Genomic DNA, 17,970 nt, shown 5'->3' on the forward strand with positions numbered 1-17,970 from the left:
CGTCTCGTGGGCTCGGAGATGTGTATAAGAGACAGGTCTCATAGTTGCTATAGTTGTGGGCGTTGCCGCAGGGGTTTATCCCGCAAGCAAGGCCGCAAAATTGGCTCCTGTAGATGCTTTGAGGCATGAGTAAACGACTAACAGGTGTGCTATTGTTCACACCAGCCCATCGTTTTTCCTGCTTGCAAACTTTCCTTTTTTGTACCTCTGTCCCACTGAATCGTTTTCAATTCCTTTTTCCCCTAACCGCCAGGTTCCATTTCAAATTCTCACAGGGCATTTATATTTCGATGAATTATATATCTATCAAGATATCGCTCAAAACCGGAATACTAATTACATCTCAGGAGAATTTCAATTTACTTAACCTCTGAGGAGGATGAAAGGATGGAAATCGGAGAGAAAAAAGCCATCGGAGCCAAGAATTTTCTTTATCCTATGCCCACTACCCTCGTGGGTGCCGATGTGAAAGGAAAGCCAAACTACCTGACAATTGCTTTTTGCGGAATTGTTCAGGCAAGTCCCCCTATGATCGCAGTTACCCTGGGAAAAATGCACTATACAAATGAAGGAATCAGGGAAAACAATTGCTTCAGCGTGAATATTCCTTCCAGATACATAGTTGAAGCTACAGACTACTGTGGCATAGTTTCCGGGAAAAAGGTAGACAAATCAGGTATCTTCAAAACTTTCTACGGAAAGCTCGAAAAAGCTCCAATGATCCGGGAATGCCCTGTAAACCTTGAATGTCGGCTCGTGGAAACCCTTGACTTCGGCGGGACTAACGAGGTTTTCATCGGGGAGATTGTGGAAAGTTATGCAGAAGAACGGTATCTCTGTAATGGAGTTCCTGATATAGAAAAGATTGAACCCATTGTTTTTTCAATGTACGACAATAACTACTGGGGAATCGGAAAGCATCTGGGAAAAGCATGGTGCGTGGGAAAAAAGTTTAGTGAAAACATTAATGAGGACAGAAACGAAACTGGTAGGTAGAAAGAAGGATCTCTTTACGGGTGCAGATAAAGGATTTTGAAAACGAGTTAAGGATTCGGGGAATTCGGAGGATTCGGGGGATTCAAAGGATTCGGAAGATTCTGAGCCGGAGAAGAGACGGCTCACCAGTTTTAATTTAATGGAGTAACAGGGGGTTGTTATATGAAAGTAACAGTGTTCAGCGGGAGCCATAAAGGTAGAGAAGGAAATACGCTCATCATGGTTGAGGAATTTCTGAAAGGAGCAGAAGAAGCCGGGGCAGAAACTGAAAATATAATCCTTGCCGAGAAGGATATCAGGCACTGCAGGGGGAAATTTGAGTGCTGGCTCAAGACACCCGGAAGGTGTACTATTCGCGATGATATGGATGATTTGCTTCCCAGATTTATGGCTTCGGATATCGTAGTCTTTGCATGCCCCGTATATTTTGATAACGTCCCTTCCATAATGAAAAAATTCATAGATAGACTTACTCCTGCCCTTTTGCCCCACTTTGAAGAGGATGCAATGGGGGAATACAGGCACTCTAAGCGTTACGAGAAGTATCCGAAATTCGTTGTGATTTCGAATGCAGGGCTGCCCGGACAAACAAATTTTGAGGTCGAACGCCTTTATTTCAGGCGGCTAGCAAGAACTTTTCACACAGAACTGATTGCAGAAATCTACAGGGGAGAAGGGGAAATATTCAGGGGCAAAAACAATATCATTCTAAAACCGCTGATAGGAAAATACAAAAAGCTGCTCATCTCCGCCGGAAAAGAGGTTATAGAAAATCAGGAACTTTCTGAAAAAACAATTAAAGATCTTGAGAAACAAATCGTACCTCCGAGCCTGTACATAAAATTCGGAAACGAGGAGTGGGACAAACTTCGAGAAGAATATAAAAAAAAGAAGGCATAAATATAATGTGTTTTTATCTGCCCCGATTTTTAAGACAATCTGAAGAAGAACTCAATTGGCAAACAATCTGAAGAAGAGGAACTCAATTGGCAGACAATCTAAAGAAGAGGAACTCAATTGGAAATGCCGAAATAAAATAAGAAAAAGAGTCTTGAGCAGACTCTTAAATTACTGGCTTTCTAAGTTGCCTTCAATGAGGTCTTCCAGGCTGTGCTCCATGTAAGGGGCATTGCTCCTGTTGATCAGTTCCTGAGAGACTTCAATCGGCTTTCCATCCATTACAAGGGCTCCGTTTTCGATTAATACCGCTCTGTGGGCAACTTCCCGGACAAAGTCCATGTGGTGGCTCACGAGTACAATGGTCGTGCCGAAGCGTTCATTGATCCTTTTTAATGAATTTGTCACGTCCCTGAGGGTTACAGGGTCGAGGTCTCCGAAAGGTTCGTCAAGCATAAGGTATTCGGGTGAGGTGGCAAGGCTCAGGGCAATAAAAGCCCTGACATGTTCTCCCCCGCTTATCTGGTAAGGAGTTTTGTCAAGGACTTCCATTGGCAGATCAAGGGCTTCGAATACCGGCTTTGCATAGGTATCGATATCAGTTATCGGAATTGTGGGGAAGAGTTCGAAGTAAACCGTGTCATTGAGGTTCAGCTCCCTGAGTGCGGTAGTCTTTTCCTCTTCAGGCATATCGGGCAGGCGGTAGATAGTATCCAGAGTCTCATCCGAAAGTCCCATTTCCCTGGCTTTATTTCTCGCATATTCAATTGCACCCTGTTTTTTCATGCTCAGCCTGAAGCGGATCTGTTCCCTTACAGTGGAGTTTACGGACATTGAGAACTCCTGGTTCATAACGCTCATGATCCGCCGGAGTTCCATGCGCTTCTCACTATACTCGGTAACATCCACCCAGTCCCCGCTGCATAAATACTCGACAGACCCGCTTTTTGGCGTGACCAGCCCTTCCATTAATTTCATAATGGTTGTCTTTCCGGCTCCTGACGGACCGATAAATGCCAGAATCTCTCCCCCATAAACATCCAGAGAGAAGTCTTTGATATTGAGGACTTCCCCCATCCTGATAAGAGAATAGCGTTTTGAGATATTCCTTACTTTTATGCAGGCTTCCTTATTCCCGGGCTCTGAGAGCTCTTCCCTGGGTTTCAGGTCTCTAAGGAAGTTTTTAAGAACCCAGGTAGGTTCTCCATCAGCTGCGATTTTTCCGTTTTCGAGGAATATAAGCCTGTCTGCAAGATAGGCGTGGATTTCAGGAAGATGGGAGACCACTATAATCGGGATATTCAGTTTCTCTTTCAGGCCCTTTATCACATCAAGGACTTCCTGCTTTGTATCCGGTCCCGTCATTGTTACAGGCTCGTCCAGGAGAAGGACTTTGGGCTTTGCAGCAAGCTGTCTTGCCATTACAACTCTTTGCTTTTCCCCTCCGCTGAGGAGATTGGTAGAGTGAAGGGCTTTGTGTTCCAGGCCCACAAGTTTCATGTACTCCATCGCCTCGGCAAAGAGATCGTCATAAACTTCAGTCTCGTTATGCGGAAGGGCTTCATGCCCTATTCGGAGGTAATTCAGTTTCCTTATGATGTTTTCTATTGCAGGACCGTTCCAGAGTCCAAAATTTCGCTGGAGGTGGATCGCGGTAACGCTTTTCAGGAAATTTACTCCTTCAATCCCTGAATCATGGCTCACAGTTTCCCCATCAACTTCCACAGTTCCTTCATCGAAGGGCTCAACTCCCCGGATAATGCGGAGCAGGGTCGATTTCCCGCTTCCGCTTCGACCTGTAATTCCGAGAATCTCTCCGTCCTTCACCGTGAGGTCGATATGGTCCAATACTCTTATTTTGTCGGAACGTACCTCATAATCCTTTACCAGATTGGAAATCCTGATCATAATCATACCTCTTAGTGTTTATTGCAAGTTAAAGGGTCCTCCGGATTTCTGCAGACTTTGTATTCGCTGCACGAAGAGTTGTCTGCTCTGAACATGCCTCCTTCGGACCCTATCATATTAATAGAACATTTTGTGTTAACAGGAGAATGATACTAAAATAGGAGTGAGATATTACCTTTAAAACTATTTATTACAATCGGCTGCCTGTAAATTGATGCTGTTACAGATTCCAGAAAGTTAAGCATTAGGATAGTTTTTAAGTATAAAAACGGTTTCAGAAATAAAAAGTTTCGGTATAAGTAAGGGTTACATTAAAGTGAAGTCCTGTAATGCAGCAGGTATCCCGGTGTGTATAGACAACTTTTTAGCAGGCGACTTCCAGAACAGTTTTAATACCTTTTTATGAGAGTTCAGGCTTTCTCTGGAGCTAAAGAATAATTTCAGCCTGACGCTTCACAGGCTGGTTTCCCCACCGACGGTATTGAAATCCATGTAAAAGACATAACTCAAACTTAGAGCCCTGCTCTTTCAACCAGGAGATCTGCTACGTGTTTTGCATCTTTGAATGGAAAGTCCTTTTCAGTAATCAGGCTTCTCGCCTCTGCTGCCGTGACTTCAGTGCCGCCTATCATGCATGTGGTGTCCAGCCCCTCGGGCAAAGCAGCAATTAATTCCTCCAGCGTGTTTATTGGAAATTTTGCACCTGTAAGGATTTCCAGAATCTGTTCATGGACTTCTTCTCTTACGTCCAGATTATTCCTCCTATTTTATCCATTCTTCTGCTGGTTCTGGCCTTTATTCAGAGACCAGGCCCCCGGTTTTTATTGGCAGGTCATCGCTATTATACTTAATCTGCACCGTGACTGAACTGCCGAATACTATTTAATTCACTCAGCCGGAGAGAGCAGGAAGTCGAGACAGCTAAAGCTCTCTAAAAACGAAACTCAAAAAAGTAAAAAGTAAATAGTAAAATAATAAAATGAATCTTTTTGATTGCCGAAAAGCAGGCAGCAAACCCGTGAGAACTTTTATAAGAGTTCAGGTTTTGATGGCAGATACAATCTCAGCCACCTTTGCAGTTACGTCCTTTACTTCTTCAACAATCGTGCCGGTGACAATCATGTCCGCACCTGCAGAAGCACAGAGCTTTGCGGTTTTTGCGTCTCTGATCCCGCCGCCAACAATAAGTTTGTTTTCTCCGAGTACGTGTTTGACAGCCCCTATCATTTCGGGGTTAATAGGCGTATCGGCTCCAGATCCTGCTTCCAGGTAGGTATAGTGCATGCCAAGATATTTGCCTGCAAGGGCATAGACCGCAGCAATTTCAGGTTTCTTCCTGGGGATCAGTTTTGCGTCCCCTACCCAACCAACAGTACCTCCGGGTTCGACCACAAGGTATGCCATGGAGATTGGCTCAATCTGGCTTCTGTATACAAGCGGAGCTCCAAGCACCTGGTTTGTAATCACATACCCTAAGTCTCTGGAATTCAGGAGGCTCATGAAAAATACGGCATCTGCATACCTGCTGAGCCCTGCTGAACTTCCCGGGAAAAGGATGGTGGGGACATTTACCTTTTCTTTAATCTTTATTACAGTTTCATCTAATAGGGTTCCCGACGCTCCGGTTGAGCCCCCTATCAGGATGGCATCTGTGCCTCCTTCAACTGCTGCAAGAGCAATTTCGGCGGCTCTTTCGGGCGTCTGGGACGCCGGGTCGATAAGGGTAAGATGAACTTTTCCGTCCTGTTCAATAATTTTCTGGAGGTGTGCTTCCACCTGCAAAAAAGATCATGCTCCCTTGGATTCCTTAGATTTCACGCGAAGAGCACCGTAGCCGCACTTTCTGCAGCGGGTTGCCTTTACAGCGTTTCTGGCATTACACTTCATGCAGATTTTTTTGTTTAATAATCTTTCTTCTGCTTCTGGAAAACGAGCCATTTTTGTCACCTGCTATTATTTTTTATTATTGATACGGTAGATAGCCCGCTTAAAGGATGTTAAGGCATATAATGTTTTTCATTAAAAAATTACGCTACCTGCTGAATTTGTAACCCTTTCTTTTCGTCTATTCTCTTCTCATTCACATGCCCCGATTTTGTTCGATCCTGCAGACTCAAAGTTTATTTATTGGTTCTGTTGTTTATTCCGTACTCTGCAAGCTGAAGTTAACGGCTGCGGAACAGTAATGATACTAGAATTATTGACATCAGTGGTATTGTTAAGATTTGCAGTTCCGGCAGTAACCGAAATATTAGACTACCGGTTAGCAGGTTTATATGATATTTGTGAAGTGAATATTGAAACTCTATACTGCCAGGAATTATTTAGGCTAAGGATAATTTAGGCTAAGGATAATTTAGCCTAAAGGATAATTTAGTTTAAGGTTATTCAGGAAAAAATACTAAAATTCAGACTATTAAAAAACTAAGAACAATTAAGGCTTAAAGTAGATCCGGGATTAAATAAAATTCCCGATTCCAGTAAGGTGATTGATGTGGCTATTCATCCTATAGAATACCGGTACGGTACAGCAGAAATGAAATACGTATGGAGTCAGGAAAACAGACTTGCTAGGATCTTACAGACCGAGGCAGCCCTTGCCCGGGCAGAAGCGGATATGGGACTTATCCCCGCAGAAGCGGCTGAGGTCATCTCCGAATGCATTACCTCTGTAAAAGCTGAAAGAGTTGACGAAATCGAAGCCGAGATTCACCACGACATGATGGCGGTTGTTGTTGCGATTTCTGAGCAGTGCAGAGACGATGCAGGAAAGTGGGTCCATTTCGGAGCTACTTCAAACGACATCCTTGACACAGCAACAGCTCTCCAGATAAAGGACGCAATCGATATACTGGAAGATAAACTCAAAATCCTGCTCAGGGTTCTGGTAAACCAGGCAGAAGCCCACAAGAATACGGTTTGCTGCGGAAGGACACATGGGCAGATCGGCGTTCCCACAACATATGGGCTCCGTTTTGCAATCTGGGCTTCTGAGATTTCAAGGCATCTGGACCGCTTATACGAGCTGACTCAGAGAGCTACCGTAGGGCAGATGACCGGAGCTGTCGGGACCCAGGCAGCTTTTGGAAAATCCGGAATCCTGATCCAGAAACTTACAATGCAGCACCTCGGAATCGGGGCTGTGGATGTATCAAACCAGATCATCCAGAGGGACAGGCATGCCGAGTTTGTTATGTGGATGGCAAATACTGTTACGACTCTGGACAAGATCGGCATAGAAATCAGGACTCTTCAGCGCAGTGAAATCGCCGAGATTGAGGAAAGCTTCGGGAAAAAGCAGGTCGGTTCATCTACCATGCCTCACAAGCGCAACCCTATAAAGTCCGAGCAGATCTGCGGGCTTGCACGGATCGTAAGAGCAATGGTTGAGCCTGAACTTCTTAATAATACCCTATGGGACGAAAGGGACCTTACAAATTCTTCCTGTGAACGGGTTGTCTTCCCGGAAGCCTGTGTACTTACGGACCATATCATAAAACTTGGGATCAGTGTGCTTGAGAATCTCAGGTTCTATCCAGAAAATATCCGCAGGAACCTGGAACTGCTAAGAGGCCTGAATATGGGTGAAGCTGTAATGATAGAACTTGCAAAAAGAGGTGTGGGCAGACAGGAAGCCCATGAACTTGTCCGGAATGCAGCGATGGAAGCCCATGATACAGGGAAACATTTCAAACAGGTACTTCTGGATACTCCTGCTGTTTCAAGGTACCTGAGTGTAGGAGATATTGAGAACCTCGTAAACCCTGATAAGTATATAGGAACAGCAGTGGAACAGGTCGAAGCACTCGTTGTAAAACTTCGTGAAGCTTATTCCCTCTGACCTCTTCCTTTCCTTTTTCCTTTTATTTCCTTTTTCCTTTTATTTCCCTTTTTTATCCATCTATAAAAGAACATGTTTGTGTACTGAGGTTTATAGTCTGTGTTTTCCTTCTGGAATCTGTATTTATCAGGCACCTACTTCTACAAACAAGTGACTTCTCCAGCGAATAAATTCGCAGGCATCTACGATATCGCAACCGATGCTATACCGCCATGGAGCAGTTATTATTCTTGTCTCGCCAACACTGTTCAAAGTTTCACATGCAGGACTTCCCTACAGAATCTCATACTTAGAGTTAAGAGCAAAGTCTAACTGACATACTTGAGCCTATTATGCTGCTGGAAAAAACGACAATATGGCATAGGATGAGGAAGAAGAAGAAAAATATCACAACATACCGAAATAAATACAGTTGACGGCTGTATCCCGCCATTGAAATGACGGAGATTAGCCTTCAACGCTCCTAAATACCCGGGATAATTATAGATAGAGTTAAATATAAATATTTATATCTGAGAAACTCTATTACTAATAGAAGACGTTATCAAAAGTTTCATTCAAATTGGGTGATTGAGGCATCTAAAAAATAGGCGTTGCGTAACTTAAAAATCTATTTGGGCTAGATGTGGTAGATGATTTACTGTGTGAAAGTGGATTAGATGCCTCATTAACTCCTATGTAGAGGTTATTTATAAAATTTGTGCTAGTTTTACCCCTGACTCTTCCTAAATAATTCATTCTCCCATTCACCCTTTTCAGCGTCTTTCCCATATTTTTCAGCAAGACGGCATATTATTTAAAATCTCAGCCTTTACAGGTATCATTCAAAGTATAGGTAAAGCGTAGATATTCTTTATATCGGGCTTATTTCCGATCTATTTTCGATCAAAATCTCTACATGTCAGGATTTATACTCATTCAGCTTTAGAATATAGAATTTTTTGCCTCAAAAAACAAAGCCACAGCCCATATAATTATAAAAACTAAACCCTGATGAGTATAGTAGAGAAAATAGATACAGTATTCACGAATAATGAGTCGTACTCCTGATGCCCTGACCTGAATGCACCGAAATAAAAAGAGAAATATTTTGTGTAGAGATATTAAAGCTTTTGAATTATCAGGAGCTTTAATGCTTTATTCTGTACAATATTCTGTACAAAAGACACTTATTCTGCTAGATGAGATCGCAAATCAGATTAGTATTTTAAACATTGAATATAAAAGGTTATATATGATGATTTTCTATCCCAGTTAGCTTCGCGTTATTTGGGTAATGAGGCATCTAAAAAACTGCGTTGCGTAACTTAAAAATCTAATTGGGCTAGATGTGGTAGATGATTTATGGTGTGAAAGTGGATTAGATGCCTCAATAATTCGTTATGATGAGGTTATTTATATAATTTGTGTTCATTGTGTACACAACCGCCCAAAACTCATTTTTTGTAAAAAGGTTGCTCCTCACTTTTACATTGAATTCACAAACGGGTTCTTTTCACAAACGGGTTATTTTCACAAACGGGTTATTTTCACAAACGGGTTATTTTCACAAACGGGTTCTCTTATTTCTCTTGCTTATTCTGCCCTTTTTGAGGTTCAAATAGTATTTATTTCAGATTGTGTTCTTATTTGTTTACCTGTTTATCCCTTAATATTCATGTCAATTCTGCTAAGCCATACATAAAGACCAGAGTAATGCTGAACGGTACTTTTAAATACCTTAAGATGGATTCGCCCATCGTCATCACTCAAAATAATTGTTGAGTGTGAGTTGTATAATAACGTTTTTCGATATCATAAGTACCTGAGTGCTGATCCATTGACAATCAGATTAATCTTACTCCTGTTGCTGTGATTTGAAGACCTCTAGATTCGCCCAGTTAAATTTGTCAGGTGGGCAGGCTCTTATACATTTCTGGCAGTGTGAACCTTCGCAGAGATCGGTACTTATCATAACCCTGTTTTCCTCGTCAATTGTAATGGCGTCGTTGGGGCAGACTTTTATGCACTGCCTGCACTCGGGACAGTCAACAACCATTGTCATATAGGTCCCGACCCTTTCGAGCACATACAGCCCTTCTTCACCAAGTACAGGAATATCTCTTTCCACGCGCTTATCTACCACAGGGTTCTCTATGGGCTCATCAAGTAACGGAAGCCCTTTCTTTTTAAGGAATTTCTTAAACATCTTAAAGGGCATTCCCTCTTCCCAGTACGCAAGTTCAAGGACATAGGCGTCCCGGAACTCCGGAGCAGTCGCAAACATTGTGTGAGTGCCTATAATCTGACTTGCAATATCCTGAAGTTCCCACAGCCTTTCTTCCGAAAGTAGGATTTCCCTTGCAACAGCAAGAGAGGTGTTCCCGAGCTGGGCAATTTTTCCTGTAGAGAAAGGGATCAAGCCAATTTTCTGGGCTTTTTCCGCATCCATATATGTGCCGGCAGCGCCTGCCATATACGCGGTATCAATATCTGTCAGTTCGATACCTGAAACCGCACAGAGAGTAATGTGCCCCGCCCTGATCGCACCAATGGCTTTTCCGGCTTCTTTGAGGTCTTTTTCCGAGAAAGTGATTTTGTTCTGCAGGTGAATTAGTTCGTCCGGAGTCTTGATTTTTGGGAGTTCAACCAGGCCGTGGCCCATGGCTTTTTCTATAAGGGCGATCACTCCTGTACCCGTAATTCCTCTTGCTTTGATCTGCCCCTCTTCAAGAATTTCTCCGGTTTTGGGGTCTACAAGATCTCCGGGATAAGGTTTCATCTCTTCGTTTAATACATAATTCCTCAATGCTCCGTCCTCGAATTCAAAATCAGAAATTGCAAAGGGGGAAGCAAGGGTCCCATGCTTTATCTGCTGCCCTTCAAGAGCCGGGCCTGCAGCTGCCGAACCTGTATAAATAATATCTTTTACTTTGAGTGCCATCTCGGCATTTGTGCCGTAATCCGTTGCAATCGAAATCTCATCGCTGTTAAGCATGCCCGATTTAATAATAAGGGCAAGGGCATCGGCTCCAACTTCATGTTTTATTGCAGGAGGGACTACAACTTCACAGTTAAATTCCTCAAGCCCCGAAATTTCGCTGCTGGATATTATTCTCGCATTCCTGTTCTGTTCCTGTATATTGTACTTTTTTTTCTTCCGTTCCCCTGCATAAGCCAGATCTTCAATGCTGATTCCCTGAAAAATGGATAACTGAATAGGGTTTCCGCAGATTGAAAGTCTGTCAAGTTCTCCGCTTTGCACATCAAGGGTCTGGAGCAGGGTCTTTACAGCATTTACGGAAAGCCCGTGCGCAAGATCCTGACCATAGTGAATTGCGAAGTCCATGTGATCCATCACATTCGCTCCGGGAAGGGGATTTCTCAATGTTATTACTGTCCTTTTAATTTCCTGAGTATCAAGGTCAATCTTCTGAGCCCGATACCCACTTGTCCCCAGGTCAATTGCAACTCCATATCTCATACAAACTCCCCTAGTGGATTTATTTTGCAGGGTAACACACTGCAAGCCGTTTGGAATTTTATGCATATATTTTATGCATATATTTTATGTATCTATTACTTTGAAAAACGGCATATAAATAAATAAGGCGTTTTATTCATGAGAATATATATTTCAAAGGAAGGCTCTCTCACTAACCTTTTTTTGATTTTTAAAAATAGCTTTTAAAAATAGCTTTTAAAAATAGCTTTTAAAAATAGCTTTTAAAAATAGCTTTTAAAAATCGATTTTAAAGAAGGATTCTATAAAAAACCTTCCATCCCATTGGTTTTTCCCATATGTATTTTTTCTCAATAAATGCTTTCATGATATGTTTATTTATTTTACCCGGGCGCATTGTCTGTTTATGAAAGGGGGATTTAAAATACATATCGGAAGGGATAGTTTTATAAGTGACTAATGTCTTTGTATAGCTGATGAGCTAGTCCGGGTAGCCCGGCGTTACCTATAACCCGAAATCGCCGATATGCGGGGGACGAAGCCAAAGGAAGATGCGTCAAAGAGATTTCAGCCTGTGATCTCAACTGAGAAACCCCGTCCTGCTTGGATAGTGCAGGTATGCGGACTTGCTGGAAAACAGGTTCTCATGCCCTAACCGCGGAAACCGGTCGAGGCCCGGAAGGGAGCAGACTCACCGTGGGCAACCGTCGCTTGCGGGGTCGCGGGGTGGAGAAGAGATCTCAGCCTACTGAAGTCTTCGAGGTACAACAACCTGCGGTGTGCTCATCACTAAGCACATTACTTTAGTAGTTTTCAAGAGCTTGGTAATATAAAAGAACTGTAATTTTTCTGGATGAACAATTTATTTAAAGTATTTTTCTCCGGAAAAGGTTAAATATATGAAATGCATTTTAGGGATCGCGTTTCTAAAGTTCGATATGACGAGATAGCCAAGCCCGGTATGGCGCGGGATTGCTAATCCCGTGATGCCCCGCATCCCGGGGGTTCGAGTCCCCCTCTCGTCGTTTCTTTTTTTCAAATATTTTTTTCTCGACACTTCATATTCTGTTATTTACTACAGTTTTCCCCAACCATCTGTATGTAAATTTTATATAAGACTTCGCCTTATACCCAGTAAGTAAAAGTTCAGTTTTACTCCCTCACTCATCATTTACTTCCTCTCTCATCAATCTCATAATTCAAGAGTTTTAAGGCTTTACTACACAGAAATGGATTGAGTCAAAACAATGAAACGGATATCATCAGGAATACCTGGATTTGACGACAGGATCGGCGGCGGATACCTGCCAGGCAGAGTTCTTCTTATCACCGGAGATACAGGGACTGGCAAAACCACTTTTACGGTTCATTTTCTGCATAGGGCGTGCCTTGATGGCAAGAAATGTGTCCTGGTCGCAACAGAAGAACTTCCCGAAGATATCCTCGAGCTGTCTGAAATGCTGGACCTTGGGCTTACTAAATATTATGAATCCGGTCAGTTGACCATCGAAAAGGCTTTTCAAAAACGTTCCGAGAAAGTCCAGACTTCCAAATTTGGGTTTACTCCTGAAGGTCTGGAGATAGATCTACCCACACTTTCGGATTATGTGCCTGAAGGAACCGATATTGTAGTCATTGATAATATCGGCGTTTTTACTCTTCGCCTCTCGACCCAGGATTTCAGGGACCAGTTTGATGCTCTTAACTTCATCCTGAGTACAAAGGCAGGTTGCACATCTATGTTCGTCATGGACGATACTGCATTAAAGATGACCCATAACCTTGCAGAATACTCGGTAAGCGGTTCTCTCCGACTTATGGTAGACGAAAATCCCTATACAGGGAATATTGAGCGCTACATAAGGATTCCTAAAATGCGAAGGACATGCCTCAGTCTGAATCCGATCAGGTTTGAAATAACCTCATCGGGGATTAAACTCCTTTGAAAAATCCACATTCCCTCTAATCTTATTGTTCATTCTTAATTTCTTTTTCATTCATTTGCTTCTTTTTCATTCATTTGCTTCTTTTTTACTTCTACTTTATTTCCCCTTCATCTCTTTTGATTTTCCGGTCCTTTTTAAAACATTCGTTTTTGTGTTTCAAACTGTAAACGATTACTTATTTAATTTATACATTTAATTCCCATATTACAGCATAAAGATAATTATAGACATATGAAAGAAATTAATGAAAAGGTTAATACTATTGAACTCTATTTCTTATAGGATTAAAAAATGAAAATTCCAGTAATTCCCCTTATTATACCAATAAAAGGAATAAAAAAGGCCATATAAGAATACACAAAGTATTAAGTAATATAACTAGGAATATTGAAAAGTTGTTAGATCTTAGAGAAAAGATTTAAACAGTTTATTATGCATTATATTATACTGATAACTAAATTTGAGAGGGGACAAATCCTTGATGGGGTGAGCTTCTATGGTTTCCAAAAACGAGAAATCTCCGGATGACTCAGAAAAACCAGACAAGAATATACATAAAGGTGAGGGAGAAGATGTTCTGGCAGGGAAATCCTGTCTTCTACAGGTGCCTGTCAAAAGGACTTTTTATAAAGATACTCTGAATAGAGCTAATATTAACAGCCTTCAGGCTGATAATGACAACAGGGATCTGGAAAATATTCTTCCGAAAGCTTCAGGAACTGATAATACAGGGAATGAAAATACAGAAAACGCGAATACCGACCTTCCTGACATGAAAATCAAGATTGAAAGCCGGAAACCTAAACCTGTACTCGAAACTGTTCAATTTACGAATATTTCTCAGGAAACTGAGAATGAGGAAAACCCGATAAATAAATTCATATCGGAAACTCCTCCGTTTGTAGAAGCGACCGGAACTCAAAAACCCACCTCACCAGAAGAAAGTGAGGCTCTTGAACCGAACCCTTCCGTTTATTCAAAAGTAGCTCTTGAACCAAAACCCACTGTTTCTGCAGAAACTGCTCCTGAAAAGAAAGTTGAACTTATTCTTGAAACCGAAAACAAAGGTATTTTCCCTCCATCCGGCCCTCACAATGAGAACAGCCCAGATTACGAAGGTGGAGTTGAAGAATTAAAGAGTTTGCAGGAAACAAAAAAGGATAAAAAAGTCCGAACTTCAGGTAAAAATAAAAAGATTTCCAAAAAAGCAAAAATTAAGAAAAAATCCGGATTCGCCGGGAATCTGAAGGATCTGGGCCGTGATATAGTTGGGATCAAAGAAGGCGAAAAATTAAGTGATAAGCTTAAAGAGTTCTTTAAAGAAGTAAAAACCCCTGAAGGGGCAAAAAAGAAGTTTGCAGAAATAATCCAGAGTCTTAAGGATGAGGAGATCCGGGTTCTCCCCCCATATGACCCTGATACCTACGGTCCGCTTCTTGAGTATGAAATTCCTGCAGGATTTACTGAAATAGAACGCTACTGGGTAGAGGAGCCTTACGCCTTTATCAGCATAATTGAAAACATGGAAATGAAATATTATAATGCTGTTGAGCCCACTCTCACCACCTATGAAAAAGCCGTTCTTGAGAGGGTCCGGGACAATCTGGAAGATGTTCTTACCCAGGATGATATGATATCCGGACAGGAGAAGGACGTTATTCTCATTAACAGGGGCATGAGGCTTCTGGACCAGTATTACAGTACCCTGGAAGTTCCCTCGATTCACAAGATAATGTATTTCCTCAGGAGAAATTTCATCGGATACGAAAGGATAAATCCACTCATTCTGGACCCGAATATCGAAGATATTTCCTGTTCAGGTATTGAGATCCCGATCTATCTCTACCACAGAAAGCACAATAACATCGTGACCAATATCAATTTTGGGGAAAAGGAACTTGACTCTCTGGTTGTCAAGCTTTGTCAGAGGAGCGGCAAGCATATCTCCATAGGAGAACCGATTGTAGACGCAACTCTTCCTGACGGCTCAAGGATTCAGGCAATCCTTGGAAAAGAGATCACAACAAGGGGCAGTTCCTACACTATCCGTAAATTCAAAGGAGACCCCATAACCCCAATTGACCTTATCAGATATGGGACATGCAGCATCGAGATGATGGCTTACTACTGGATTTCCATTGAAAACAACATCAGTGTACTTTTGGCAGGAGGTACTGCTTCGGGTAAGACCTCCCTTATGAATGCGATTTCTCTTTTCATTCCGAGGCTGTCAAAGGTAGTGTCCATTGAAGATACCAGGGAAATCATGCTCCACCACGAAAACTGGATCGCAGGTGCAACCAGGAAATCATTCACGGTAGGTGGTACCGGAGAGGTGTCCATGTACGAACTCCTGAAAGCCGCCCTCAGGCAGCGCCCGGAATATATCATTGTGGGTGAGGTCCGGGGAAAGGAGGCTCTTACCCTTTTCCAGGCAATGTCAACAGGGCACACTACCTATTCGACAATGCATGCGAGCGATGTACAGACAGTGGTTAACAGGCTTGAAAACGAACCAATCAATGTCCCACACGTGATGATGCAGGCCCTTGGAGTAATCAGTATCCAGATACAGACCTATGTCAATGAGACCAGGGTAAGGAGAACCAACACCATTGTAGAGATTACAGGGCTTGATGCAAGGTCAGGAAGTCTCAGGATCAATGAATTTTACCGTTGGGACCCGGTACATGACAACTTCAAGCGGGCCGGGGATTCCTATGTGCTCAATGAGATTATGAAAGCAAGGGGCTGGAAACCAGAGAAGCTCTTTATTGAATTTAAAAACCGGGAACAGATCCTTGCCTACATGACAGCAAAACAGATCCGTGATTACGTGAGTGTTTCCCTGATAGTGCACATGTATGCCATAAACCCGCAGCTTGTAATGGAAGCGGTTGAAAATGACACCTTGCGGGATATGGTACTGCACCACGGTTAAGGGGGGTATCCATGAACGCTATAAATACCCTGGCATTCAGGATCTTCGGAGAAAAAATCCTTGAGAAAGAAGACAGGTTTTCCCTGTTCAGGATAAAGCTTCGCCAGGCCCAGATTCCACTGCCTGTGGAACAGTATGTCTCAACTGCAATTTTATATTCCCTGCTTGCAGGAGTCTTCGGCGGGCTTACAGGTTTACTGATAGGAGGGCAGATTTTCAGGGGCATCACCCCGGAAAGCATTGTTTCGACTTTTGGCATTTCGAGCAGGGTAACCAGGGCAGTTGATACCCCTACTTTTATTGAAGCGCAGCTTCCCTTCATCCTTACGGTTGTAGGGGGCCTCCTCTTGTTCTCGATGATCGGAGCCCTTACCTACGGGCTTATTATGGCATACCCGTCCATGAAAGCAGATAGCAGGAAGCGGGCTATCAATGTAGCAATGCCCCATGCAACAGCTTTTCTCTATGTTATGCAGAGGGGCGGGGGCATGACTATCTTTGAGATCATGAAGTCACTTTCGAAATATTCTCACCTCTACGGGACTGCCTCAAGGGAGTTCGGAAATATTATAAGGGACATAGAATATTTTGGAAAAGACCTTCAAGCATCTCTCTGGGATGCAGCCGACAGGACGCCTTCCGAACAGTTCAAAGACCTTGTAGACGGCCTGATTTCAATAGTTTCCAGCGGAGGAGACGTTACCCTTTACCTGAAAAATAAGACTGACCTCTATAAATCCAATGCCAATAAAGAACAAAAGCGTTTCCTTGAGACTCTTGGGCTCCTGGCAGAGGTTTATATTACTGTATTCGTTGTGGGCCCTCTGTTCCTTATGGTTATCCTTGTGGTCATGAATATGATTGATAACGGGGATGCGACAAACCTGTATATCCTTGTATACGGAGCAATTCCCTTCGGGACAATGATCTTCCTTGTCTTCCTGGATATGCTTACAGGAGATGCGGAAAAGATGCCTGAGGAGAAAATCTCCGGAGTTAAGCAGGATTCTTTCAGTGATGTCAGGGTAAAACCAATAACAGAAAAAGATGAGGAACTGCTTAAGAAAATGGAGTTTTTTGAAAAGGTATACAGGGTCAAAAGTGTGCTCCTGCACCCTATAAAGACTATGCTTGATAGGCCAGTATGTGCTTTTGTAATAAGCGCTCCCGTTGCACTCGTGTACTTTGGTTCTGCTTTCCTGGAACACAGGCCTTACTATGGAGGGTTTGTTGAAACTGCATCTACCCTTGACGACTATATCTACGTAACCATTCTTGTCCTTTTCATTCCTTACATTATCTTCCACGAAATCGAAGTTAGGAAGATCAGGCAGATTGAGGATCAGGTCCCGGAGTTCCTTAAAAGGCTTGCAAGTATAAACGGGACAGGGATTCTACTTGCCGATGCTATTGCTATTACAGCCCAGTCAAATATGGGCAGGCTGAAATCCGAAATCAAATGTACGGTTGCGGATATCCGCTGGAACTCAAACCTCGTAGAAGCCCTGAAACGTTTTGAAGCCAGGATACGGACAAACATGACTCGGCGCAGCCTGACCCTCATAGCCAAAGCAAGCGAATCCACAGGGGATATCCACCAGGTAATCAGCACGGTTGCGGATGATGCCGATATTGAGAAATACCTTAAAAAAGAGCGCTCTGCAGAGATGTTTATCTATGTATTTATCATCTTCGTGACCTTCTGCGTCTTCCTGGTCATAGTATATGTGCTTGCTGCGTTCTTCCTCCCTGCCCTCGACGGTTCCAGCAATCCGGCAATGTCCATGGGAGGCTTTGATCTGAAGGAGTATACCCTTCTCTTCTTCCATGCAGCGCTTCTGCAGGGCTTAGGCTCAGGGCTGGTTGCAGGAAAAATGGGTTCGGGAAGTACGGCTTCAGGGCTCAAGCACTCCCTTGCAATGATGACGGTGTCCTATGTGCTGTTCATCGTGTTTATCTGAATTTCGGGATTCCGGTTTTATCCTTCAGGAGATTTCAA

Annotated in this window: 11 protein-coding genes, 1 tRNA gene and 1 other RNA gene; 8 read left to right on the plus strand and 5 right to left on the minus strand. The window is 42.9% G+C overall.

The genetic code is table 11. From position 1 onward, the window contains the following. Window positions 1-387 precede the first annotated feature (387 nt). Window positions 388-996: a flavin reductase family protein gene (locus EO95_RS09000; RefSeq protein ID WP_048134007.1), complete on the plus strand. Its 609-nt coding sequence runs from the start codon at window positions 388-390 to the stop codon at window positions 994-996. A 162-nt stretch (window positions 997-1,158) separates the two neighbouring features. After that, complete coding sequence (locus tag EO95_RS09005; protein WP_048134015.1) at window positions 1,159-1,896, plus strand: flavodoxin family protein; 738 nt, start codon at window positions 1,159-1,161, stop codon at window positions 1,894-1,896. A gap of 168 nt (window positions 1,897-2,064) precedes the next feature. Here the strand turns inward: EO95_RS09005 and EO95_RS09010 are convergent, their stop codons facing one another. From EO95_RS09010 to EO95_RS09025, 4 genes are all read right to left on the minus strand, one after another. Beyond that, window positions 2,065-3,801 carry an ABC transporter ATP-binding protein gene (locus tag EO95_RS09010; RefSeq protein ID WP_048134195.1) on the minus strand — a complete coding sequence of 579 codons (1,737 nt, stop codon included), beginning with the start codon at window positions 3,799-3,801 and terminating at the stop codon, window positions 2,065-2,067. A 512-nt stretch (window positions 3,802-4,313) separates the two neighbouring features. Beyond that, entirely contained in the window at window positions 4,314-4,553 is a 240-nt protein-coding gene (locus tag EO95_RS09015) for an MTH865 family protein (RefSeq protein WP_048134017.1), read from the minus strand. 286 nt (window positions 4,554-4,839) lie between these two features. Continuing rightward, window positions 4,840-5,583 (minus strand): geranylgeranylglyceryl/heptaprenylglyceryl phosphate synthase, encoded by a 744-nt coding sequence (locus EO95_RS09020; protein WP_048134019.1) that lies wholly within the window; start codon window positions 5,581-5,583, stop codon window positions 4,840-4,842. 6 nt (window positions 5,584-5,589) lie between these two features. Continuing rightward, window positions 5,590-5,739 carry a 50S ribosomal protein L40e gene (locus EO95_RS09025; protein WP_048134021.1) on the minus strand — a complete coding sequence of 50 codons (150 nt, stop codon included), beginning with the start codon at window positions 5,737-5,739 and terminating at the stop codon, window positions 5,590-5,592. A 556-nt stretch (window positions 5,740-6,295) separates the two neighbouring features. Here EO95_RS09025 and purB point away from each other — a divergent pair. Next, window positions 6,296-7,642 carry an adenylosuccinate lyase gene (purB, locus tag EO95_RS09030; protein WP_048134197.1) on the plus strand — a complete coding sequence of 449 codons (1,347 nt, stop codon included), beginning with the start codon at window positions 6,296-6,298 and terminating at the stop codon, window positions 7,640-7,642. A 1,837-nt stretch (window positions 7,643-9,479) separates the two neighbouring features. On the opposite strand, the gene EO95_RS09035 is transcribed toward purB, so the two are convergent. Further along, the gene (locus EO95_RS09035) at window positions 9,480-11,105 is read right to left on the minus strand and encodes a methylamine methyltransferase corrinoid protein reductive activase (protein ID WP_048134022.1); all 1,626 of its coding nucleotides are present in this window, start codon (window positions 11,103-11,105) and stop codon (window positions 9,480-9,482) included. 453 nt (window positions 11,106-11,558) lie between these two features. On the opposite strand from EO95_RS09035, the gene ffs reads away from it, so the two are divergent. The 5 genes from ffs to EO95_RS09055 all read left to right on the plus strand — a co-directional run bounded on the left by ffs (window position 11,559) and on the right by EO95_RS09055 (window position 17,932). Beyond that, an RNA gene (gene ffs, locus EO95_RS17095) (signal recognition particle sRNA) lies at window positions 11,559-11,873 on the plus strand. Between the two features lie 151 nt (window positions 11,874-12,024). Continuing rightward, a tRNA-Ser gene (locus EO95_RS09040) sits at window positions 12,025-12,109 on the plus strand. A 222-nt stretch (window positions 12,110-12,331) separates the two neighbouring features. After that, window positions 12,332-13,030 carry an ATPase domain-containing protein gene (locus tag EO95_RS09045; RefSeq protein WP_048134025.1) on the plus strand — a complete coding sequence of 233 codons (699 nt, stop codon included), beginning with the start codon at window positions 12,332-12,334 and terminating at the stop codon, window positions 13,028-13,030. Window positions 13,031-14,273: 1,243 nt separating this feature from the next. Beyond that, a complete protein-coding gene (locus tag EO95_RS09050; RefSeq protein WP_082105998.1) occupies window positions 14,274-15,971 on the plus strand; it encodes a type II/IV secretion system ATPase subunit in 1,698 nt (565 codons plus the stop codon). Window positions 15,972-15,982: 11 nt separating this feature from the next. Then, window positions 15,983-17,932 carry a type II secretion system F family protein gene (locus EO95_RS09055; protein WP_048134027.1) on the plus strand — a complete coding sequence of 650 codons (1,950 nt, stop codon included), beginning with the start codon at window positions 15,983-15,985 and terminating at the stop codon, window positions 17,930-17,932. The last annotated feature ends 38 nt before the right edge of the window (window positions 17,933-17,970 follow it).

The organism is Methanosarcina sp. 1.H.T.1A.1, from assembly GCF_000979295.1.
Taxonomy (GTDB): Archaea; Halobacteriota; Methanosarcinia; order Methanosarcinales; family Methanosarcinaceae; genus Methanosarcina.

What these genes read in the sequence shown, in the direction of transcription:
- EO95_RS09000 (WP_048134007.1), top strand. Translation starts at nt 388, where the DNA reads ATGGAAATCGGAGAGAAAAAAGCCATCGGAGCCAAGAATTTTCTTTAT.
- EO95_RS09055 (WP_048134027.1), top strand. Translation starts at nt 15,983, where the DNA reads ATGAACGCTATAAATACCCTGGCATTCAGGATCTTCGGAGAAAAAATC.
- EO95_RS09035 (WP_048134022.1), bottom strand. Translation starts at nt 11,105, where the DNA reads ATGAGATATGGAGTTGCAATTGACCTGGGGACAAGTGGGTATCGGGCT.
- EO95_RS09005 (WP_048134015.1), top strand. Translation starts at nt 1,159, where the DNA reads ATGAAAGTAACAGTGTTCAGCGGGAGCCATAAAGGTAGAGAAGGAAAT.
- EO95_RS09010 (WP_048134195.1), bottom strand. Translation starts at nt 3,801, where the DNA reads ATGATCAGGATTTCCAATCTGGTAAAGGATTATGAGGTACGTTCCGAC.
- EO95_RS09045 (WP_048134025.1), top strand. Translation starts at nt 12,332, where the DNA reads ATGAAACGGATATCATCAGGAATACCTGGATTTGACGACAGGATCGGC.
- EO95_RS09025 (WP_048134021.1), bottom strand. Translation starts at nt 5,739, where the DNA reads ATGGCTCGTTTTCCAGAAGCAGAAGAAAGATTATTAAACAAAAAAATC.